Raw genomic sequence first — 19,927 nt, forward strand, 5'->3', positions numbered from 1 at the left:
GAGGCCTCCCATGACTGTCCCCATCGCGATCATCGGCACCGGCATCGCCGGTCTCTCCGCCGCCCGAGCGTTACAAGACGCCGGGCACGTTGTACAACTCTTCGATAAAAGCCGCGGCAGCGGCGGCCGCATGTCCAGCAAGCGCAGCGACGCCGGCGCATTGGACATGGGCGCCCAATACTTCACCGCCCGCGACCGACGCTTCGTCAACGAAGTGCAGCGCTGGCAAAGCAACGGCTGGGCCGAGCAGTGGAAGCCCCAGCTGTACAACTTCAAGTCCGGCCAACTCACGCCCTCCCCCGATGAACAGATCCGCTGGGTCGGCACGCCGCGCATGAGCGCCATTACCCGCGCCCTGCTCGATGACCTGCCGGTGGAGTTCGGTTGCCGGATCACCGAAGTGTTCCAAGGCAAGCAACACTGGAACCTGCTGGATGCCGACGGCGAAAACCACGGCCCGTTCAGCCATGTGATCATCGCCACGCCTGCGCCCCAGGCCACGGCCCTGCTGGCGGCAGCGCCCAAATTGGCGAGTGCCGCCGCCGGCGTGAAGATGGACCCGACCTGGGCCATTGCCCTGGCCTTCGACAAGCCCCTGGATACCCCCATGGAAGGCTGCTTCGTGCAAGACAGCCCGCTGGACTGGCTGGCGCGCAACCGCAGCAAGCCCGGGCGCGATACGACCCTCGACACCTGGGTGCTGCATGCCACCAGCACCTGGAGCAAGGCCCACCTGGACCTGTCCAAGGACGCGGTGATCGAACACCTGCACGGCGCCTTCGCCGAATTGCTGCACAGCGCCATGCCCGCACCATCCTTCAGCCTGGCCCACCGCTGGCTCTACGCACGGCCGTCAGCCGCCCATGAGTTCGGGGTGCTGGCCGACGCCGACCTGGGCCTGTACGTGTGTGGCGACTGGTGCCTCTCGGGCCGCGTGGAAGGGGCGTGGCTCAGTGGTCAGGAAGCCGCGCGACGGTTGATCGAGCACCTGCAATGAACCGCATCAACCCGGCCAAATTGCTGCTGTCAAAGTGGACGGCAGCCCGGCCCCGCAACAAGGAAAAACACTTCCTGGTCACCGAACTGTTTCGTGACGAGGACGGCACAGTGCTGGAAATCGAGTTGCAAGCCGTGATGACCCTGCGCGCTGAGCGCCTGGCCTGGCAAACCCTGCAAAATGCCGAGGCTTGGCAAATCGGCTGGAAATAGCCCCGCGCAAATACTTGTACAAAATATTTGACTTGTACAGCATCAAACCTATGATGAGATTTAGTTGTACAGATTTCAGATCTTGTACAGGAATCTTGCAGAGGTTTGGCCATGCCTAGCACACCGTCCATCAAGCCGAAGATTGGCATCAGCGCCTGCCTGCTGGGCGAGAACGTGCGTTTCAATGGCGGTCACAAGCAATCCCAGCTATGCAGCGAGGTCCTCGCCGAATACTTCGACTTCGTGCCGCTGTGCCCGGAAGTGGCGATCGGCCTGGGTATCCCCCGTGAAACCATTCGCCTGGTGGGCGATGCCGAACAGCCCCAGGCCGTCGGCACCGTACACCGCGAGCTGAATGTCACCGCGCCGCTGGACGCATACGGCCGCAAAATGGCCGCCGAACACACCGACCTGTGCGGCTACATCTTCATGCAGAAGTCGCCGTCCTGCGGCCTGGAACGCGTCAAGGTCTACCGTGAAAACGGAGCGCCGGTGGAGGGTGGCGGGCGTGGCATCTACGCCCAGGCGTTCTGCGCGCGCCACCCGAACCTGCCTGTGGAAGAAGACGGCCGCCTGAATGACCCGGTACTGCGGGAAAACTTCCTGACCCGCGTCTTCGTCTACGCCAGTTGGCAGCAACTGCTGGCCGAGGGCCTGACCCGCCACCGCCTGCTGGCGTTTCACGCGCGCTACAAGTATTTGCTGATGGCCCACAGCCTGATGCACTACAAGAGCCTGGGCCACCGCCTCGGCAGCATGGCCAGGGACGTCAACCTCGACGAGGTGGCCGCCTGCTATTTCAGCGACTTGATGACCGGCCTGAAAAAGTGCGCCACCCGCGGCACCCACACCAACGTGCTGCAACACATCAGCGGTTACCTCAAGCAGGCCATCAGCGCCGATGACAAACAGGAAATGCAGACAGTCATCAGCCAGTATCACCAGGGCATCGTGCCGCTCGTGGTGCCGTTGACTCTGCTCAAGCATCACTTTCGCCAACACCCGGACCGCTACATCGCGCAGCAGGCCTACTTGCAGCCGCACCCGGAAAATCTCAGCCTGCGGAATGCGATCTAAACCATGAAAAGCGTCATGACCGCTATCTTGCAAGACGAACCCGGCGCAGACATCGCCCAAGCCCTCGAAGACGGCTGGCTGCCGATCCGCGAAGTGGCGCGCCAGACCGGCGTCAACGCCGTGACCCTGCGCGCCTGGGAACGCCGTTATGGCCTGATCGTGCCCCAGCGCACCCCCAAGGGCCATCGGCTGTTCAATGCGGACCATGTCCAACGCATCCACACCATCCTCACCTGGCTCAATCGCGGCGTGCCGGTCAGCCAGGTCAAAGGCCTGATCGATTCCGCCCAGGCCCTTCCCGATGCCGTCGAGAACGAGTGGCACGCCTTGCGCCAGAACCTGGTACAGGCCGTCAGCGAACTGGCCGAACGCCGGGTGGACGATGTGTTTAACCAGGCGATGGCGCTGTACCCGCCGCGCACCCTGTGCGAGCAATTGCTGCTGCCGTTGCTGCAGGAGCTGGAACAGCGCTGGCAAGGCCAGTTTGGCGCACAGATGGAGCGGGTGTTTTTCCTGTCCTGGCTGCGCAGCAAGTTCGGTGCACGCATCTACCACAACAACCGGCAGTTGCACGGCGCGCCGCTGCTGCTGGTCAACCACTCCGACCTGCCCCTGGAGCCGCACCTGTGGCTCAGCGCCTGGCTGGCCAGCAGCGCCGATTGCCCGGTGGAAGTCTTCGACTGGCCGTTGCCCACCGGCGAGCTGGCCCTGGCGGTGGAACACCTGCAACCGCGCGCCGTGCTCCTGTATTCGAGCATGGCCCTGCAATTGCCGGCACTGAGCAAGCTGCTGGCTGGCGTCAATTGCGCAAAACTGCTCGTCGGACCCACGGTCTGCATCCACCAGACCGAGCTGTCCGTATTAACCCAAGACATTGCGCAATTGTTCGTGGCCGAAGACCCGTTGTCGGCCCATCAGCTCCTGATCCAGCGTGGACTTATCTAAATGCACTTGATCTGGCTGCGCACCGACTTGCGCCTTCACGACAACACCGCCCTGGCCGCGGCCTGCCAGCGAGGCCCGGTGGCGGCCGTGTACCTGGTCACGCCCGAGCAATGGCTGGCCCATGACGATGCCCCCTGCAAAGTGGATTTCTGGCTGCGCAACCTGCAGCACTTGAGCCAGGCCCTGGGCGCCCTGAACATTCCCTTGCTGATCCGCCATGCCGCTGACTGGGATCAGGTTCCCGCCGTGTTGAGTCAACTGTGCCGGGAACTGGCCGTGGAGTCGGTGCACGTCAACGAGGAATACGGCATCCATGAAAGCCGTCGCGATGCCGCCGTTGCCAAGGCCCTGGAGGCCGTCGGCGTGACGTTCCACAGCTACCTGGACCAACTGCTTTTCCAACCGGGCAGCGTGCTGACCAAGACCGGCACCTACTTCCAGGTGTTCAGCCAGTTCCGCAAGGTCTGCTACGCGCGCCTGCACAGCGCCCTGCCGCGTCGGGTCGCAACGCCCAAGGCCCAAGCCCCGCTCGCGCTCAAGAGCGATCCGATTCCCGAACAGGTCGACGGCTTCGAACCGCCCAGCGACACCTTGCGCGCCCTCTGGCCCGCCGGCGAAGACGAAGCCCGCCGCCGCCTCGACGCCTTTGCCGACCAGCAGATCAGCTACTACAAAGACGAACGGGATTTTCCGGCCAAGCCCGGCACCAGCCAGCTCTCCGCCTACCTGGCCGCCGGCGTGGTTTCGCCGCGCCAATGCCTGCACGCCGCCCTGCAGACCAACCAGGGCGAATTCGAAAGCGGCGACATCGGCGCCATCACCTGGATCAACGAGCTGTTATGGCGTGAGTTCTACAAGCACATTCTGGTCGGCTACCCACGGGTCTCCCGTCACCGCGCTTTCCGTCCCGAGACCGAAGCCCTGGCCTGGCGCGATGCGCCCGAGGACCTCGCCGCCTGGCAACAGGCGCGCACCGGCCTGCCGATCATCGATGCCGCGATGCGCCAGTTGCTGGAAACCGGCTGGATGCATAACCGCCTGCGTATGGTGGTGGCGATGTTCCTGACCAAGAACCTGTTGATCGACTGGCGCGAAGGCGAGCGCTTCTTCATGCGCCACCTGATCGACGGTGACCTCGCCGCCAACAACGGCGGCTGGCAATGGAGTTCATCCACTGGCACCGATTCGGCACCGTATTTCCGGATTTTCAGCCCGCTGAGCCAGTCGGAAAAATTCGACGGCGACGGCGTGTTTATCAAGCGCTGGCTGCCGGAGCTGGCCATGCTGAACAAGAAGGAAGTGCACAACCCGCAAGCGCTCGGCGGCCTGTTTGGCGTGGCGGATTACCCGCGCGCGATTGTCGACCTGAAAAAATCCCGCGAACGCGCCCTCGCAGCCTTTCGCAACCTGCCTTCACGCCAGGAGGTCGCCGAACATGAGTGACTTCCTGCGCCGCTTCGCCCAGGCCTTTGCCTCGCTGGACAAGCACAATCTGCAGCTGCTCGACAGCCTCTACAGCCAGGACATCGCGTTCACTGACCCACTGCATGAAGTCCATGGACTGACCGCGCTGCACACGTATTTCGCCGAGTTGTACAGCAACGTCAGCCAGCTGCGCTTCGACTTCCATGGTTTCGACCAGGTGGCCGAAGGCGAAGGTTACCTGCGCTGGAACATGAGTTTCTGCCACCCGCGCCTGGGCAAAGGCAAGGTCATCCGCGTGGAGGGCTGCTCGCATTTGATGTGGCGTGACAAGGTGTACCGCCACCGCGATTACTTCGACGCCGGCGCCCTGTTGTACGAACACCTTCCCGTGTTGGGTGGGGTCGTCAGTTGGTTGAAAAGGAGAGTGGGATGAACGCACTGCCGCCCCGTCGTTATTGGCTGACCGGTGCCAGCAGTGGCATCGGTGCTGCGCTGGCCGTGGAGCTGCTCAACAGCGGCGCCCACGTGGCCCTCAGTTCACGCACCAAAGGCCCGCTGGAAGCACTCGCCCAACGGTACCCCGGCCAGGTGCTGGTGGTGGCCGGCGACCTGACCAACAGTCAGACCGTGCGCGAGATCGGTGAACACATCGGCGCGGCCTGGGGTTCGGTCGACACCGTCATCCTCAACGCCGGCACCTGTGAATATGTCGACGCCAGGCAATTCGATGCCTCGATTATCGAACACGTGGTGCGCACCAACCTGCTGGCCAGCAGTTACTGCATTGAAGCGGCGCTGCCGTTGTTGCGCGCCGGGCGCACGCCACACCTGGTGGGCGTCGCCAGCGCCGTGACCTACCTGCCGATGCCACGGGCCGAAGCGTATGGCGCGTCCAAGGCCGGGCTGCGCTACCTGTTCGAATCCCTGCGCATCAGCCTGTCGACCGAAAACATTGATGTCACGGTGATCAGCCCGGGCTTCGTCGACACCCCACTCACCGAGCGCAATGACTTCCCGATGCCCCTGAGCTGGCCAGCCGACAAGGCCGCGCGGCATATCTTCGCCAAGCTGGAAAAACGCCCGCTGGAGATCGCCTTCCCCGCACTGTTTATCGCCACGCTGTGGCCGCTGTCGAAACTGCCGAACCGCGCGCAATTGATCATCGGCAAACGCATGTTGCGCAGCCCGCCACCGAAAAAGGACGACCTGTGAAGATCGCCATTATCGGCAGCGGCATCTCCGGGCTGACCAGCGCCTACCTGCTCAGCCGCCGCCACGACATCACCCTGTTCGAGGCCGGCGACCGTATCGGCGGGCACACCCACACGGTCAACGTCACCGTCGAGGGCAAACCCTATGCCGTGGACACCGGCTTCATCGTGTTCAACGACTGGACCTACCCCAACTTCATCCGCTTGCTGGGGCAGATCGGCGTGACCTTCAAACCCACCGAGATGAGCTTTTCGGTGTGCGACCAGGGCAGCGGCTTCGAGTACAACGGCAACAACCTCAACAGCCTGTTTGCCCAGCGCCGCAATATCCTCTCGCCGGGCTTCTGGGGCATGCTGCGTGACATCCTGCGCTTCAATCGCCAGGCCCCGCTGGACCTGCAAGAGCAGCGCATCAGCACCGAGATGACCTTGGGTGACTACCTCGAAGCCGGGGGCTACGGGCCACGGTTTATCCGGCATTACATCGTGCCGATGGGCGCGGCGATCTGGTCGATGTCCCTGGCGGACATGCTGGATTTCCCGTTGCAGTTCTTTGTGCGTTTCTTCAAGAACCACGGTTTGCTCTCGGTGAACAATCGGCCGCAGTGGTGCGTGATCGAAGGTGGCTCCAACCGTTATATCGAACCGTTGACCCGCAGCTTTCGCGAGCAGATCCGCCTCGACTGCCCGGTGCATCTGGTCGAGCGTGACGCAGAGGGCGTAATCATTTACAGCGCCGCCGGCACCGAAGCCTTCGACAAGGTGGTGTTCGCCTGCCACAGCGACCAGGCACTGGCCCTGCTCGGCGACCCAAGCCAGGCCGAGCAGGAGATCCTCGGCGCCCTGCCCTACGCCGACAATGACGTGGTGCTGCACACCGACACGCGCCTGCTGCCCGAGCGCAAACTGGCCTGGGCCAGCTGGAACTACCGGCTGAGCGGCGACACGCAGACCCAGGCCGCTGTCACCTATGACATGAACATCCTGCAAGGCATCGACAGCGCCACCACCTTTTGCGTCAGCCTCAACCAGACCTCGATGATCAACCCGCTGAAGATCCTCGCGCGCTATACCTACGCCCACCCGCAATACAGCCTGGCCGCCGTGGCCGCACAAGCACGCTGGGAAGAACTGAACGGCACCCGCCATACCTGGTACTGCGGCGCCTATTGGGCCAACGGCTTCCATGAAGACGGCGTCGTCAGCGCCCTGCGCGTAGCCGAAGCCTTCGGGGAAAGCCTGTGAACAGCGCCCTGTACAGCGGCTGGATCGCCCATCGGCGGTTTGCCCCCAAGGCTCATGCCTTTCGCTACCGCATCGGCCTGCTGTATCTGGACCTCAGCGAACAAGACGAAGTGCTCGGGCTGTCGCCCCTGGCCGGTGCAAGTCGCCTGGCGCCCTTCGGCTTTCGCGAGCAGGACTACCTGCGTGAATTCACGCGCCACGGCATGAGTTTGACCGATGCCGTGCGCCAGGAAGTCGGCAAGGCCCTGGGGCATACACCCCTGGGCGTTATCTGCCTGCTGACCCAGGCCCGCAGTTGGGGCCTGGCTTTTAACCCGGTGAGTTTCTTCTACTGCTTCGAGGCCGATGGGCAACTGGCCGCGATCCTGTGCGAAGTGACCAACACCCCATGGCGCGAGCGCTATCACTACGTGCTGCCGGCCCAGGCCCTCGGCGCGGATGAACACCAGCACTTCGCCGTGGCCAAGGCGTTTCACGTGTCGCCGTTTTTGCCGCGCGACCTGGAATACCGCATGAGCTTCAGCCCGCCCGCCACCAGGCTCGGCGTGCACATGGCCGATTGGCAGGGCGACGTGAAAGTCTTCGACGCCACCTTGAGCCTGCACAGGGAAACGCTGAACCGCGCCAGCCTGCACCGTTACCTGTGGCGCTTTCCGTGGATGACCGCCAAGACCTGCCTGGCCATTTATTGGCAGGCCCTGCGCCTGTTGCTCAAGCGCACACCGATTTTTTCCCATCAGGCCGCCGACGGCGCCTCTCGCACAGCTGTCGGGTACACCAAGGATCGCCGCCATGAAATCCCCTAGCTTATCGGTCAAGACCCACCGCCTGAACGTCAACGGCATGACCAGTGCGCTGCTGCGCAAGGGCGTGCTGCGCCAACTCAGCCAACTGCGCCATGGCCAGTTGGTGGTGATCGAGGACGGCGAGCGCCAAGTATTCGGCGCACGGGAAGCGCACCTGCTGGGGGAAATCCAGATTGTCGATTCGGCGGTCTGGGGGCTGGTGGCGGCCAACGGCTCCATCGGTGCGGGCGAGGCCTTTATCCACGGCTATTGGACCAGCCCGGACCTGACGGCGGTGGTGCGGGTGATGGTGAGTAACCTGGATGTGCTCGATGCAATGGAGGGTGGCCTGGCGAGATTGGCACGGCCGTTCACCCAAGGCCTGCACTGGCTCAACCGCAACACGCGCAAGGGCTCGCAGAAAAACATCGCCGCCCACTACGACCTCGGCAATGAGCTGTTCGAAGAATTCCTCGACCCGACCATGATGTATTCGGCCGCGCAGTTCCTGACGCCCGACGACAGCCTGGAACAGGCGCAACTGAACAAACTGCAACGCATCTGCCAGAAGCTCGCGCTCAAGCCCACCGATCATCTGCTGGAAATCGGCACCGGCTGGGGCAGCATGGCGCTGTATGCGGCGCAGCAGTACGGCTGCAAAGTCACCACCACGACCTTGTCCAAAGAGCAGTTCGCCTACACCGAAAAACGCATCGCCGCCTTGGGCCTGCAAGACCAGGTCACGTTATTGCTGCAGGACTACCGCGACCTGACCGGCGAGTACGACAAGCTGGTGTCCATCGAAATGATCGAAGCGGTGGGCCATCGGTTCCTGCCGACCTACTTCAAGCAGTGCGCGCACCTGCTCAAGCGTGATGGCCTGATGTTGCTGCAAGCCATCACCATCCGTGAGCAACGCTTTGAGCAGGCGAAGAACAGCGTCGACTTTATCCAGCGCTATATCTTCCCCGGCGGCGCCCTGCCCAGTGTGCAGAACATGCTGCATATCGTCAGCCGCGACACCGACATGAACCTGTTGCACATGGAGGACTTCGGCCTGCACTACGCGCGAACCCTGCGCCTGTGGCACGAGAACTTTCGCCACGCCCACGGCCGCCTGACGGAGTTGGGCTACGACGAATATTTCCTGCGACTGTGGGAGTTTTACCTGTGCTACTGCGAGGGCGGCTTTATGGAGCGCACCATTGGCACGGCGCAATTGCTGTTGGCCAAACCGTCGGCCATCAACCCTCCGTTGCTCGGGCGCTTCAGTGCTTAAACCACTGATCAATGCCGTGCTGTTCCAGTGCGGGTGGTTTGCCTGCGTACTCGGTGGCGATAGCCCTTGGTTGCTGGTGGGGCTGGCGGGGCTGGCAATCCACCTGCTGTGGATAAGTTCGTGGGCCACCGACGGCGCGCTGATTATCCGCGTGACGCTGCTGGGCACGGTACTGGATACGTTGCTGCGCAGCCTGGGGGTGTTTCACTTCAGCGAGCCCGGACCGCTGATTCCCTTTTGGCTGATCCTGCTGTGGGCGGTGCTGGCCACCACCCTGCGCCATTGCCTGGCCTGGAGTGCACGGCCCTGGTGGCGTGCGGCCGCATTGGGGGCGATCGGGGGGCCGTTGTCGTATTACGCCGGGAGCCAGTTGGCGGGCGTGCATTTTGGCTACCCACTGCTACCCACCCTGGCGGGGCTGGCGCTGCTTTGGGCGGCGGTGTTCGTCGGACTGCATCGGCTGGCGCGCTGACGCCTGTCAGACCTTTCACACCTGCGTCACCCGCTTGCCTTACACTGCGCGCCTATGACCAACATCCCCCACATCCAGATCACCGAACCCGCCGTCACCTGCTCGACCTGCGCGGCCTGCTGCTGCCAGTTGGAAGTGATGCTGATCACCGACACCGGCGTGCCGGAGCGCTATATCGACACTGACGATTGGGGCGGTGAAGTGATGCTGCGCCTGGATGACGGCTGGTGCGCGGCGCTGGATCGGGACACGATGATGTGCACGATTTACGAACGTCGGCCGTTGATTTGCCGGGAGTTCGAGATGGGTGCACCGGAGTGCCTGACCGAACGCGAAGGCATCGCCACGGCCTACCGCTGATCTCAGGCCAGTGAGGACCTTAATGTGGGAGGGGGCTTGCCCCCTCCCACACTGTCTTGCAGCGTTCCTGGGAATTACAGCGGCATGGTGTAGTGCAGCGAGTAGCTTTCTACACCATCGTTATTGCTGCTGATCCCGGCATTGGAGTAGTGCGTGGCGCGAATGCCGACTTCATGCCCACCGGTGAAGCGCAGGCCAAAGCCCAGGCGGTCTTCGAACTGGAAAGCCTGGCCGATGTTGTTGTCTTCCAGCTTGGTACGGGAAAACACTGCCACGCCAATCCCGGCTTCGATGTAGGGCTTGACCGACTGGCCGGCAAACTCATACACAAATACCGGCGAGAACGACAGGCTGCTGGCACCTGCACGGTCATCACCCTCCCAATAGGTATAGGCGCCGCTCCAATAGCCGGTCAGGCGACCGACGTCGCTCTGCATCCAGCTTTTATCCCAATCCGAGGTCAGGCCCAGCCGATAGGTCAACGTCGAATCGCTGGTACTGCCCACCCCAAACTCCAGGCCTGCAGCCTGGGCCGAAACAGAGTGTCCCACCACTACGGCCGCAATCGCGGCCAAACAGAACAAGCGCTTCATAAGAAACAGTCCTTTGAAAACAAAGTTTGTATGAATTTTTACAGGCCATCTCGCTATAGAAGCTGACGCACACTCAGAAGTTCAGCGACATTTCACGAAATTTTCACGACCCGAAGCTTCGCACAACTGCAGAATGTTTCCATAGTGTCGGTAGGATATTTCTTAGGTGATACACATCACCACTGGTCCAGAACTGTGCAGGCTCAGGATCGCCGAGGGCCAGCAGTTCGCGTTCACCCAGCAAACGCTTGAGCTGTCGCGCGACAGCAGCGCCGGTGTCGATGAGGATGATGCTGGCGGGCAGCATCTGCGCCAGCAGCGGCTTGAGGAAGGGATAGTGGGTACAGCCGAGGATGATGGTGTCGCAGCCGGCGCTGAGCAGCGGGTCGATATAGCCCTGCAACAACTGACGCAGGGCCGGGCTGTCCAGATCACCGGTTTCAATCAGCTCCACCAGGCCCGGGCACGGCTGGGTGATCACCCGCACATCGGTGGCAAACCGATCGAGCAACGCGGCGAACTTGGCGCTTTGCAGGGTGCCGGTGGTGGCGAGCACCCCGACCACGCCACTGCGCGTGGCCGCCGCGGCGGGTTTGACCGCGGGCTCCATGCCCACCAGGGGCCAATCGGGGTAGTCCTGGCGCAAATCCGCGACGGCCGCCACGGTTGCGGTGTTGCAGGCGATCACAAAAGCCTTGGCGCCCTGCTCGCGGAAAAATTCGGCGACAGACCGGGAACGCTCAAGAATGAACGCCGGGGTTTTCTCGCCGTAGGGGATATGCCCGCAATCGGCCACGTACAACAGGGACTCATGGGGCAGCAATTGCTGAATCTCAGCCAGCACCGACAAGCCGCCGACGCCGGAATCGAACACACCGATTGGCGCGTCCTTACCCATGTTGTGTCCCGCAGACACTGCAAGCGGGATCACGCTTGACCCGCAGTTCGCGAAAACGCGTGGTCAACGCATCGATCAGCAGCAAGCGGCCCACCAACGGCTCGCCGAAACCCGCCAGCAACTTCAAGGCCTCCAGGGCTTGCAGGCTACCGACCAGGCCCACCAGTGGGCCGACCACACCCGCTTCGCTGCAGGTCAGTTCAGTGTCGCTGCCATGCCCGTATAAACAGTGATAGCACGGGCTTTCGGCACGACGTGGATCGAACACCGACAGTTGCCCTTCAAGCCGGATCGCCGCGCCGCTGATCAATGGCCTGGCCGCCGCCACACAGGCAGCATTGACGGCCTCGCGGGTGGAGAAGTTGTCGCTGCAATCGAGCACTACGTCCACACCCGCCACCGCCGCCGCCAAGGTATCGGCATCCAGCGCGATGGGATGGGCGACCAAAGTGATTTCGGGGTTGAGGGCACTCAGGCGGCGCATGGCCGAATGGACCTTGGCCTGCCCGACGCTGTCGGTGTCATGGATGATCTGGCGTTGCAGGTTGGTGAGGTCGACGGTGTCGAAATCCGCCAGGTGCAACTCACCGACACCCGCGGCGGCCAGGTACATCGCCACCGGGGCACCCAGGCCACCGAGGCCGACGATCAACGCGCGGCCGTTTTTCAGGCGCAATTGGCCGTCGATGTCGACATGCTGCAACAGAATCTGTCGGCTGTAGCGCAACAGCTCCTGATCGGTCAGCACGGCCGGCGTCCCAGGGAGATGCGTTCGTGACCGCCAAGGTCGATGCGGCTGTGCACCTGCTCGAAGCCTTGGCTCAGCAACAGGTCGCGCACCGCGCCAGCCTGGTCGTAACCGTGCTCCAGCAGCAGCCAACCCGCCGCGTTCAGGTGGGCCGGGGCCTGGGCGATGATCAACCGCAGGTCATCCAGGCCATCATGGCCCGCCACCAAGGCGCTGGCCGGCTCGAAACGCACATCGCCCGCCACCAGGTGCGGATCGTTGGCGGCGATGTAGGGCGGGTTGCTGATGATCAGGTCGTAGGCGTGGCCTGCCAGGGCGCTGAACCAATGACTGTTGATCACCGTGGCGTTATGGAGGTGCAGGCGCTGGCGATTGCGCTCGGCCAGCGCCACGGCTTCCAGCACGCGATCGACGGCCGTGACGTGCCAGGCCGGACGCTCGCTGGCAAGGGCCAGGGCGATGGCGCCGCTGCCAGTACCGAGGTCGAGGACCTTGACCGGTGTGGCCGGTAACAATTCCAGGGCCGCTTCCACCAGCAGCTCGGTGTCCGGACGCGGGATCAGCGTGTGGGGCGCGACCTCCAGGTCCAGCTTCCAGAAACCTTGCTGACCGAGGATATAGGCGACCGGCTCGCCGGCGCGGCGGCGTTGCAGGTAGCCGGCAAACGCCAGGGCGTGTTCGCTGCTGACGATTTTTTCCGGCCAGGTGTGCAGGTAGCTGCGGGACTTGCCCAAGGCCGCCGCCAGCAATAACTCGGCATCCAGGCGCGCCGTGGGCGAGTCGGGCAGGTCGGCGGCGCGCAACAGGCTGGCGATAATGGTCATTTATTCACCTATCGCCGCCAGCTGATCGGCCTGGTATTCGGCGAGCAGTGGCTCGATCACCGCATCCACGCCACCGGCGAGAATCTCGTCCAGGGAATAAAGGGTGAGGTTGACCCGGTGGTCGGTGACCCGGCCCTGGGCAAAGTTGTAGGTACGGATGCGCTCGGAGCGGTCGCCCGAGCCCACCAGCAATTTGCGCTCGCTGGCAATCGCGTTGGCGGCGGCGCTGGTCTGCTGGTCATTGAGCTTGGCCGAGAGCCAGGACATGGCCCGTGCACGGTTCTTATGCTGGGAACGTTCTTCCTGGCACTCCACCACGATGCCCGACGGCAAGTGGGTGATACGAATCGCCGAGTCCGTCTTGTTGACGTGCTGGCCACCGGCGCCCGACGAGCGGTAGGTATCGACCCGAAGGTCGGCCGGGTTGATCTCGATGGCTTCCTGCTCGTCCGGCTCGGGCAACACGGCCACGGTGCAGGCCGAGGTGTGGATGCGACCTTGGGATTCCGTTGCGGGAACCCGCTGCACACGGTGGGCACCGGACTCGAACTTCAGCTTGCCATAGACATTGTCGCCTTCGACCCGCGCGATGACTTCTTTATAGCCGCCGTGCTCACCTTCGTTCTCGGACAGGATCTCGACCCGCCAACCGCGACGCTCGGCATAACGCGAATACATGCGGAACAGGTCGCCGGAGAAAATCGCCGCTTCATCACCGCCGGTGCCGGCACGGATTTCAAGGAACACATTGCGCCCGTCGTTGGGGTCTTTGGGCAGCAGCATGCGCTGCAGGTCACCTTCCAGCTCGGCCAACTTTTCCTTGGCCTCGCGGACTTCTTCCACGGCCATTTCACGCATGTCCGGGTCGCTGTCCTTGAGCAGCGCCTGGGCGCCTTCAAGGTCGGCCTGCACTTTGGTGAGATTCTTGTACGTGGCCACAATGGGCTCAACTTCGGCGTATTCCTTGGAATAGGCGCGGAACTTGGTTTGATCGGAAATGACTTCGCCGTCGCCGAGCAAGGCGGTCAGTTCTTCGAAACGGTCCTGGAGCACGTCCAGTTTATTGAGCAGTGACGCTTTCATTGCGATTTTTTATCCGAAGAGCTGGGCGCGCCCTCACCGAGGGCAAAGAGTTCCTGGGCCATGGCCAGCGCATCGAGGCGGCCTTCGGCAGTCAGTTTTTTTAATTGTACGCTGGGCGCATGCAGCAACTTGTTGGTCAGGCCGCGGGCCAGTTGCATCAGCACCTCCTCGGCGCTGCTGCCGTTGGCGAGCAGGCGCTGGGCCTTGATCAACTCTTCATCACGCAGGCGTTCGCCCTGCTGACGATACGCCTTGAGCACGTCCACCGCCGCCAGCTCACGCAGGCGCACCATGAACTCTTCGGCACCGACGCTGACCATCTCTTCAGCCGCCTGGGCAGCGCCCTGGCGACTCTTGAGGTTTTCGGCGACCACTTCATGGAGATCGTCGACGCTATAGAGGTAAACGTCGTCCAACTCGCCGACTTCGGGCTCGATATCCCGGGGAACGGCAATGTCCACCATGAAGATCGGCTTGTGCTTGCGCAGTTTCAGCGCGCTTTCCACCGCGCCCTTGCCGAGGATCGGTAGCTGGCTGGCGGTGGAGCTGATGACGATATCGCTGCGCACCAGTTCGGCCGGGATGTCCGACAGCAGCACCGCATGGGCGCCGAACTGCTCGGCGAGAATGCTGGCGCGCTCCAGGGTACGGTTGGCGACCACGATGCGCTTTACGCCCAGGTCATGCAGGTGGCGGGCAACCAGGGTGATGGTCTCACCGGCGCCGATCAACAGCGCCTGGCTGCGCTGCAGGTCGCTGAAGATCTGCTTGGCCAGGCTGACGGCGGCAAACGCCACGGACACCGGGTTTTCACCGATGGCGGTGTCGGTGCGCACCTGCTTGGCGGAATTGAAGGTGGCCTGGAACAGACGCCCCAGCAGCGGACCGACGGTACCGGCCTCGCGCGCCACGGCATAGGCGGATTTCATCTGGCCCAGGATCTGCGGCTCGCCCAACACCAGCGAATCGAGACCGGATGCCACGCGCATCATGTGACGAACTGCCGCATCGTCTTCGTGCACATAGGCGCTCGCGCGCAGGTCGTCGAGGCTCAAATGGTGATAATCGGCCAGCCAGCGCAGTACCACATCCGCCGAGAGATGTTCCTGCTCTATATAAAGCTCACTGCGATTGCAGGTCGAAAGGATCGCAGCTTCGCGGCTGTCGGTGAGACGGCAGAGCTGCTGCAAGGCCTCAACCAACTGCTCTGGCGTAAACGCCACGCGCTCGCGCACGTCTACGGAAGCAGTCTTGTGGTTAATACCGAGTGCGAGGAAGGCCATTCAATATCGCTGATGATGTCGGGAAGCCGACAATTGTCCTACTTCGAAAGATTCAGAACAACCACCGTCGTCTATTGTCCTAATGCCTTGTGTCTATAAAGGCATCAACTGAGACTCGGTTATGTTTGGCCGAAGGCTTGTGTCATGATGATCCGACCGCAGGTTAGTCGTCCTCTTCCTATATGAATAGATCTTCCGCGTTGCTCCTTGCTTTTGTCTTCCTCAGCGGCTGCCAGGCCATGGCACCCGTGTCGCCGGACGGTACACCGCCGGTGGAAGACAGCACACCCGCCCCTGAAAAGCCCAAGGTTTATTCCTCGTTCAGTGAAGAAACGGTGTTCAGCCTGCTCAGTGCGGAACTGGCCGGCCAGCGCAATCGCTTCGATATTGCGCTGGATAACTACGTGACCCAGGCCATCAACACCCAGGATCCGGGAATTTCCGAGCGGGCGTTCCGCATTGCCGAGTACCTCGGGGCCGATCAGGCCGCGCTGGATACTTCGTTGATCTGGGCAAAGAACGCGCCGGACGATCTGGAAGCCCAACGGGCAGCCGCCATTCAATTGGCGCGGGCCGGGCGCTATGACGACTCCATGGTCTATATGGAGAAAGTCCTGCAAGGCAAGGGCGACACCCATTTCGACTTCCTCGCGCTGTCGGCTGCCGACACCGACCAGGACACCCGCAATGGCCTGATGAAGAGTTTCGACCGCCTGCTGCAAAAACACCCGAAGAACAGTCAACTGGTGTTCGGCAAGGCCCTGCTGCTGCAACAGGATGATGAAGCCGAAGCCGCATTGAAGCTGCTGGAACAGAACCCGCCGGAAGACGGCGAGATCGCGCCGATTCTGCTGCGCGCGCGCCTGTTGCAGAACCTCAACCGCGGCAAGGAAGCGATTCCACTGCTGGAAAAAAGCATCAAGAAATACCCGGACGACAAGCGCCTGCGCCTGACTTACGCACGCACGCTGGTGGAGCAGGACCGCATGGAGGACGCCAAAGTGCAGTTCGCCAACCTGCTCCAGCAATACCCGGATGACGATGAACTGCGTTATTCCCTGGCACTGGTGTGCCTGGAAGCCAAGGCCTGGGACGAGGCCAAGGGTTACCTGGAAGAGCTGATCGAGCGCGAAAGTCATGTCGACTCGGCGCACCTGAACCTGGGTCGCATCGCTGAAGAGCGCAGCGACCCGCAGGCCGCCCTGCTCGAATACGCACAGGTCGGCCCAGGCAACGACTACCTGCCGGCCCAACTGCGCCAGGCCGACATCCTGATGAGCAACGGGCGTACCGATGAGGCAGAAAAACGCCTGGCCGCTGCACGGGATGCCGAACCGGACTACGGGATCCAGCTTTACCTGATCCAGGCCGAGACCTTGTCAGCCAATAATCAGGGCGAGCGCGCCTGGAAGGTGCTGCAACAGGCCTTGCTGCAATTCCCCGACGATTTGAACCTGCTGTACACCCGTGCCATGCAGGCGGAAAAACGCAATGACCTGGCGCAGATGGAAAAAGACCTGCGCCTGATCATCAAACGCGACCCGGACAACGCCATGGCCCTGAATGCCCTGGGCTACACCTTGTCCGACCGCACCACGCGCTACGACGAAGCCAAGGCGTTGATCGAGCAGGCGCACAAGCTCAACCCGGAAGACCCGGCCGTACTCGACAGCCTGGGCTGGGTGAACTATCGCCTGGGTAACCTCGACGAAGCCGAACGCTTGCTGCGCCAGGCCCTGGAGCGCTTCCCCGACCAGGAAGTCGCTGCACACCTGGGCGAGGTGCTGTGGGCCAATGGCAAGCAGCGCGAAGCCCGCCAGATCTGGGAAAAATTCCTCAAGGAACAACCCGAAAGCCCCATCCTGCGCGGCACCATCAAGCGCCTGACCGGATCCGAGACCCTTTAAGCTTATGTTCTTGCGCCACGTTATCGTTTTCAGCTTCATCGCCCTGCTCGCCGGTTGCGCGGGCTTCGGTGCCCGCGAATCCGTTGAGGGCCAGGGCAACCCGGCGCAATGGAAGCAGCACAAGGATCAGCTCGGCAGCATCGACGGCTGGCAGATCGAAGGCAAAGTCGGGGTTCGCGCACCGAAAGATTCCGGCAGCGGCACCTTGTTCTGGCTGCAACGCCAGGATTACTACGACATTCGCTTGTCCGGCCCCTTGGGGCGTGGCGCCGCGCGCCTGACCGGCCGCCCGGGACAAGTCAGCCTCGAAGTCGCCAACCAGGGTCGCTACGAGGCCACCTCGCCCGAAGCGCTGCTGGAAGAGCAGATTGGCTGGAAACTGCCTGTCTCGCACCTGGTGTGGTGGGTCCGCGGCTTGCCCGCGCCGGACAGCAAGAGCCGCCTGAGCCTCAACGGTGACAGCCGCCTGGCCACCCTGGAACAGGATGGCTGGCAGGTCGAATACCTCAGCTACGTGGAACAGGGCGGTTATTGGCTGCCAGAGCGCATCAAGCTGCATGGCACCGACCTTGACGTCACGCTGGTGATCAAGGACTGGCAACCGCGCAAGCTGGGGCAATAACGTGGCCGTACAAAAACTGACCCTGCCCTCTCCTGCCAAACTCAATCTGATGCTGCACATTCTCGGTCGCCGTGAAGACGGCTACCACGAGCTGCAGACACTGTTTCAATTTCTCGACTACGGCGATGAGCTCACCTTCGCCCTGCGCGACGATGGCGTGATCCAGCTGCACACTGAATTCGAAGGCGTGCCCCACGACAGCAACCTGATCGTGAGGGCCGCGAAAAAACTCCAGGAGCAGTCCGGCTGTTCCCAGGGCATCGATATATGGATCGATAAGATTCTGCCCATGGGTGGCGGAATCGGTGGTGGCAGCTCGAATGCAGCGACCACACTGCTGGGTCTGAACCATTTGTGGCAACTGGGCTGGGACCATGATCGCCTGGCTGCGCTGGGCCTCACGCTGGGCGCCGACGTCCCGGTTTTCGTGCGTGGACACGCCGCTTTTGCTGAGGGCGTGGGGGAAAAACTCACCCCGGAATACCCCGAAGAGCCGTGGTATGTCGTGCTTGTCCCGCAAGTATCTGTAAGTACAGCAGAAATTTTTTCAGATCCGCTGTTGACACGTAACTCTCCTCCCATTAAAGTGCGCCCCGTTCCCAAGGGAAACAGTCGAAATGACTGCTTACCGGTTGTAGCAAGGCGTTATCCAGAGGTACGTAACGCTTTGAATTTGTTAGGTAAATTTACCGAAGCAAAATTAACCGGAACTGGAAGTTGTGTGTTTGGGGGCTTCCCAAGCAAAGCTGAAGCTGATAAAGTCTCGGCCCTTCTTACAGAGACCCTTACAGGGTTTGTAGCAAAGGGAAGCAACGTTTCGATGTTGCATCGCAAGCTGCAAAGTCTGCTCTAAAAGGAATCGAGTACTGGGTACTCGTTGCAACAGATACAGGGGCGTCGCCAAGCGGTAAGGCAGCAGGTTTTGATCCTGCCATGCGTTGGTTCGAATCCAGCCGCCCCTGCCATTTTCTAATACTCATCCAGGTTACCCTCAGCCTCTAGGTACTGCGCGTGTCCAAGATGATGGTCTTTACGGGGAACGCCAACCCCGATCTGGCTCGACGTGTCGTACGTCAGCTGCATATCCCTCTCGGTGACATCTCTGTCGGTAAATTCTCCGACGGCGAAATTACAGCCGAGATCAATGAAAACGTCCGCGGTAAAGACGTCTTCATTATCCAGCCGACCTGCGCTCCGACCAACGATAACCTGATGGAACTCGTCGTGATGGCTGATGCCTTCCGCCGCTCCTCAGCGACTCGAATCACAGCTGTAATCCCTTACTTTGGTTATGCCCGCCAGGATCGCCGTCCGCGTTCCGCACGTGTGGCTATCAGCGCGAAAGTCGTTGCTGACATGCTGACCGTGGTAGGTATCGACCGTGTGCTCACGGTTGACCTGCACGCTGACCAGATCCAGGGGTTCTTCGATATTCCGGTAGATAACATCTACGGCTCCCCCGTCTTGGTGGATGACATCGAAGACCAGCGCTTTGAAAACCTGATGATCGTGTCCCCGGACATTGGTGGCGTCGTGCGTGCACGGGCTGTTGCCAAATCCCTGGGCGTGGACCTCGGGATCATCGACAAACGCCGTGAGAAAGCCAATCACTCTGAAGTGATGCATATCATCGGTGATGTCGAAGGGCGTACCTGTATTCTGGTTGATGACATGGTCGACACCGCCGGCACCCTGTGCCACGCGGCCAAAGCCTTGAAAGAGCACGGTGCTGCTAAAGTCTTCGCCTACTGCACACACCCTGTGCTGTCGGGCCGAGCGATCGAGAACATCGAGAACTCCGTGCTGGACGAACTGGTGGTGACCAACACCATCCCGTTGTCCGCCGCTGCTCAAGCCTGTGCGCGTATCCGTCAACTGGATATCGCACCGGTAGTTGCCGAAGCGGTTCGCCGCATCAGCAATGAAGAATCGATCAGCGCGATGTTCCGCTAAGGGTCAAA

At 62.0% G+C, this 19,927-nt stretch carries 22 protein-coding genes and 1 tRNA gene; 17 read left to right on the forward strand and 6 right to left on the reverse strand.

Annotated features, from left to right (window positions below; all coding sequences use genetic code 11):
• The first annotated feature begins 10 nt into the window (after positions 1–10).
• The 12 genes from BLQ09_RS24545 to BLQ09_RS24600 all read left to right on the forward strand — a co-directional run bounded on the left by BLQ09_RS24545 (position 11) and on the right by BLQ09_RS24600 (position 10,008).
• Entirely contained in the window at positions 11–997 is a 987-nt protein-coding gene (locus BLQ09_RS24545) for an NAD(P)/FAD-dependent oxidoreductase (protein ID WP_027606868.1), read from the forward strand.
• A complete protein-coding gene (locus tag BLQ09_RS24550) occupies positions 994–1,209 on the forward strand; it encodes a TIGR02450 family Trp-rich protein (protein ID WP_065924060.1) in 216 nt (71 codons plus the stop codon). Before BLQ09_RS24545 ends, BLQ09_RS24550 begins: the two co-directional genes overlap by 4 nt.
• Positions 1,210–1,320: 111 nt before the next feature.
• The gene (locus BLQ09_RS24555; protein ID WP_027606870.1) at positions 1,321–2,286 is read left to right on the forward strand and encodes a YbgA family protein; all 966 of its coding nucleotides are present in this window, start codon (positions 1,321–1,323) and stop codon (positions 2,284–2,286) included.
• A gap of 15 nt (positions 2,287–2,301) precedes the next feature.
• A complete protein-coding gene (locus tag BLQ09_RS24560; RefSeq protein WP_027606871.1) occupies positions 2,302–3,231 on the forward strand; it encodes a MerR family transcriptional regulator in 930 nt (309 codons plus the stop codon).
• Positions 3,232–4,674, forward strand: a complete 1,443-nt coding sequence (gene phrB / locus BLQ09_RS24565; RefSeq protein WP_092358842.1) for a deoxyribodipyrimidine photo-lyase — start codon at positions 3,232–3,234, stop codon at positions 4,672–4,674.
• Positions 4,667–5,089: a nuclear transport factor 2 family protein gene (locus BLQ09_RS24570; protein WP_027606873.1), complete on the forward strand. Its 423-nt coding sequence runs from the start codon at positions 4,667–4,669 to the stop codon at positions 5,087–5,089. The genes phrB and BLQ09_RS24570 overlap by 8 nt, the downstream gene beginning before the upstream one ends.
• Positions 5,086–5,868 (forward strand): SDR family NAD(P)-dependent oxidoreductase, encoded by a 783-nt coding sequence (locus BLQ09_RS24575; RefSeq protein ID WP_092358844.1) that lies wholly within the window; start codon positions 5,086–5,088, stop codon positions 5,866–5,868. The genes BLQ09_RS24570 and BLQ09_RS24575 overlap by 4 nt, the downstream gene beginning before the upstream one ends.
• Positions 5,865–7,112 carry an NAD(P)/FAD-dependent oxidoreductase gene (locus BLQ09_RS24580; RefSeq protein ID WP_092358846.1) on the forward strand — a complete coding sequence of 416 codons (1,248 nt, stop codon included), beginning with the start codon at positions 5,865–5,867 and terminating at the stop codon, positions 7,110–7,112. Before BLQ09_RS24575 ends, BLQ09_RS24580 begins: the two co-directional genes overlap by 4 nt.
• A complete protein-coding gene (locus tag BLQ09_RS24585) occupies positions 7,109–7,918 on the forward strand; it encodes a DUF1365 domain-containing protein (protein ID WP_092358848.1) in 810 nt (269 codons plus the stop codon). The genes BLQ09_RS24580 and BLQ09_RS24585 overlap by 4 nt, the downstream gene beginning before the upstream one ends.
• Positions 7,905–9,176 (forward strand): SAM-dependent methyltransferase, encoded by a 1,272-nt coding sequence (locus BLQ09_RS24590; protein ID WP_092358850.1) that lies wholly within the window; start codon positions 7,905–7,907, stop codon positions 9,174–9,176. Before BLQ09_RS24585 ends, BLQ09_RS24590 begins: the two co-directional genes overlap by 14 nt.
• On the forward strand, positions 9,169–9,648 hold the full coding sequence (locus BLQ09_RS24595) for a DUF2878 domain-containing protein (protein ID WP_092358852.1): 480 nt from the start codon (positions 9,169–9,171) through the stop codon (positions 9,646–9,648). Before BLQ09_RS24590 ends, BLQ09_RS24595 begins: the two co-directional genes overlap by 8 nt.
• A gap of 54 nt (positions 9,649–9,702) precedes the next feature.
• Positions 9,703–10,008 (forward strand): YkgJ family cysteine cluster protein, encoded by a 306-nt coding sequence (locus BLQ09_RS24600; protein WP_027606879.1) that lies wholly within the window; start codon positions 9,703–9,705, stop codon positions 10,006–10,008.
• Between the two features lie 74 nt (positions 10,009–10,082).
• Here the strand turns inward: BLQ09_RS24600 and BLQ09_RS24605 are convergent, their stop codons facing one another.
• The 6 genes from BLQ09_RS24605 to hemA all read right to left on the reverse strand — a co-directional run bounded on the left by BLQ09_RS24605 (position 10,083) and on the right by hemA (position 15,437).
• Positions 10,083–10,601 (reverse strand): acyloxyacyl hydrolase, encoded by a 519-nt coding sequence (locus tag BLQ09_RS24605; RefSeq protein ID WP_027606880.1) that lies wholly within the window; start codon positions 10,599–10,601, stop codon positions 10,083–10,085.
• A gap of 103 nt (positions 10,602–10,704) precedes the next feature.
• Positions 10,705–11,499: a glutamate racemase gene (gene murI / locus BLQ09_RS24610; protein WP_027606881.1), complete on the reverse strand. Its 795-nt coding sequence runs from the start codon at positions 11,497–11,499 to the stop codon at positions 10,705–10,707.
• Complete coding sequence (locus tag BLQ09_RS24615; protein WP_027606882.1) at positions 11,492–12,247, reverse strand: molybdopterin-synthase adenylyltransferase MoeB; 756 nt, start codon at positions 12,245–12,247, stop codon at positions 11,492–11,494. The genes murI and BLQ09_RS24615 overlap by 8 nt, the downstream gene beginning before the upstream one ends.
• Positions 12,241–13,071: a peptide chain release factor N(5)-glutamine methyltransferase gene (prmC, locus tag BLQ09_RS24620; protein ID WP_027606883.1), complete on the reverse strand. Its 831-nt coding sequence runs from the start codon at positions 13,069–13,071 to the stop codon at positions 12,241–12,243. Before prmC ends, BLQ09_RS24615 begins: the two co-directional genes overlap by 7 nt.
• Positions 13,072–14,154 carry a peptide chain release factor 1 gene (prfA, locus tag BLQ09_RS24625; protein WP_027606884.1) on the reverse strand — a complete coding sequence of 361 codons (1,083 nt, stop codon included), beginning with the start codon at positions 14,152–14,154 and terminating at the stop codon, positions 13,072–13,074.
• A complete protein-coding gene (gene hemA, locus BLQ09_RS24630) occupies positions 14,151–15,437 on the reverse strand; it encodes a glutamyl-tRNA reductase (RefSeq protein ID WP_027606885.1) in 1,287 nt (428 codons plus the stop codon). The genes prfA and hemA overlap by 4 nt, the downstream gene beginning before the upstream one ends.
• A gap of 182 nt (positions 15,438–15,619) precedes the next feature.
• Here hemA and BLQ09_RS24635 point away from each other — a divergent pair, with 182 nt between their 5' ends.
• The 5 genes from BLQ09_RS24635 (at position 15,620) to BLQ09_RS24655 (ending at position 19,919) form a co-directional block, all read left to right on the forward strand.
• On the forward strand, positions 15,620–17,344 hold the full coding sequence (locus BLQ09_RS24635; protein ID WP_027606886.1) for a tetratricopeptide repeat protein: 1,725 nt from the start codon (positions 15,620–15,622) through the stop codon (positions 17,342–17,344).
• A gap of 4 nt (positions 17,345–17,348) precedes the next feature.
• Positions 17,349–17,966, forward strand: a complete 618-nt coding sequence (gene lolB, locus BLQ09_RS24640) for a lipoprotein insertase outer membrane protein LolB (RefSeq protein ID WP_027606887.1) — start codon at positions 17,349–17,351, stop codon at positions 17,964–17,966.
• 49 nt (positions 17,967–18,015) lie between these two features.
• Positions 18,016–18,819: a 4-(cytidine 5'-diphospho)-2-C-methyl-D-erythritol kinase gene (gene ispE / locus BLQ09_RS24645; protein ID WP_205885421.1), complete on the forward strand. Its 804-nt coding sequence runs from the start codon at positions 18,016–18,018 to the stop codon at positions 18,817–18,819.
• Positions 18,820–18,856: 37 nt separating this feature from the next.
• Positions 18,857–18,931 (forward strand) — tRNA-Gln (locus BLQ09_RS24650).
• A gap of 46 nt (positions 18,932–18,977) precedes the next feature.
• Entirely contained in the window at positions 18,978–19,919 is a 942-nt protein-coding gene (locus tag BLQ09_RS24655; protein WP_003171603.1) for a ribose-phosphate pyrophosphokinase, read from the forward strand.
• The last annotated feature ends 8 nt before the right edge of the window (positions 19,920–19,927 follow it).

This window comes from Pseudomonas sp. NFACC25, from assembly GCF_900100935.1.
GTDB lineage: Bacteria > Pseudomonadota > Gammaproteobacteria > Pseudomonadales > Pseudomonadaceae > Aquipseudomonas > Aquipseudomonas marginalis.

Excerpts from the sequence above, each read along its gene's own strand:
- BLQ09_RS24545 (WP_027606868.1), top strand. The coding sequence starts at position 11 with ATGACTGTCCCCATCGCGATCATCGGCACCGGCATCGCCGGTCTCTCC.
- BLQ09_RS24550 (WP_065924060.1), top strand. The coding sequence starts at position 994 with ATGAACCGCATCAACCCGGCCAAATTGCTGCTGTCAAAGTGGACGGCA.
- BLQ09_RS24555 (WP_027606870.1), top strand. The coding sequence starts at position 1,321 with ATGCCTAGCACACCGTCCATCAAGCCGAAGATTGGCATCAGCGCCTGC.
- BLQ09_RS24560 (WP_027606871.1), top strand. The coding sequence starts at position 2,302 with ATGACCGCTATCTTGCAAGACGAACCCGGCGCAGACATCGCCCAAGCC.
- phrB (WP_092358842.1), top strand. The coding sequence starts at position 3,232 with ATGCACTTGATCTGGCTGCGCACCGACTTGCGCCTTCACGACAACACC.
- BLQ09_RS24570 (WP_027606873.1), top strand. The coding sequence starts at position 4,667 with ATGAGTGACTTCCTGCGCCGCTTCGCCCAGGCCTTTGCCTCGCTGGAC.
- BLQ09_RS24575 (WP_092358844.1), top strand. The coding sequence starts at position 5,086 with ATGAACGCACTGCCGCCCCGTCGTTATTGGCTGACCGGTGCCAGCAGT.
- BLQ09_RS24590 (WP_092358850.1), top strand. The coding sequence starts at position 7,905 with ATGAAATCCCCTAGCTTATCGGTCAAGACCCACCGCCTGAACGTCAAC.
- BLQ09_RS24600 (WP_027606879.1), top strand. The coding sequence starts at position 9,703 with ATGACCAACATCCCCCACATCCAGATCACCGAACCCGCCGTCACCTGC.
- BLQ09_RS24605 (WP_027606880.1), bottom strand. The coding sequence starts at position 10,601 with ATGAAGCGCTTGTTCTGTTTGGCCGCGATTGCGGCCGTAGTGGTGGGA.
- murI (WP_027606881.1), bottom strand. The coding sequence starts at position 11,499 with ATGGGTAAGGACGCGCCAATCGGTGTGTTCGATTCCGGCGTCGGCGGC.
- prmC (WP_027606883.1), bottom strand. The coding sequence starts at position 13,071 with ATGACCATTATCGCCAGCCTGTTGCGCGCCGCCGACCTGCCCGACTCG.
- prfA (WP_027606884.1), bottom strand. The coding sequence starts at position 14,154 with ATGAAAGCGTCACTGCTCAATAAACTGGACGTGCTCCAGGACCGTTTC.
- hemA (WP_027606885.1), bottom strand. The coding sequence starts at position 15,437 with ATGGCCTTCCTCGCACTCGGTATTAACCACAAGACTGCTTCCGTAGAC.
- BLQ09_RS24635 (WP_027606886.1), top strand. The coding sequence starts at position 15,620 with ATGAATAGATCTTCCGCGTTGCTCCTTGCTTTTGTCTTCCTCAGCGGC.
- lolB (WP_027606887.1), top strand. The coding sequence starts at position 17,349 with ATGTTCTTGCGCCACGTTATCGTTTTCAGCTTCATCGCCCTGCTCGCC.
- ispE (WP_205885421.1), top strand. The coding sequence starts at position 18,016 with ATGCTGCACATTCTCGGTCGCCGTGAAGACGGCTACCACGAGCTGCAG.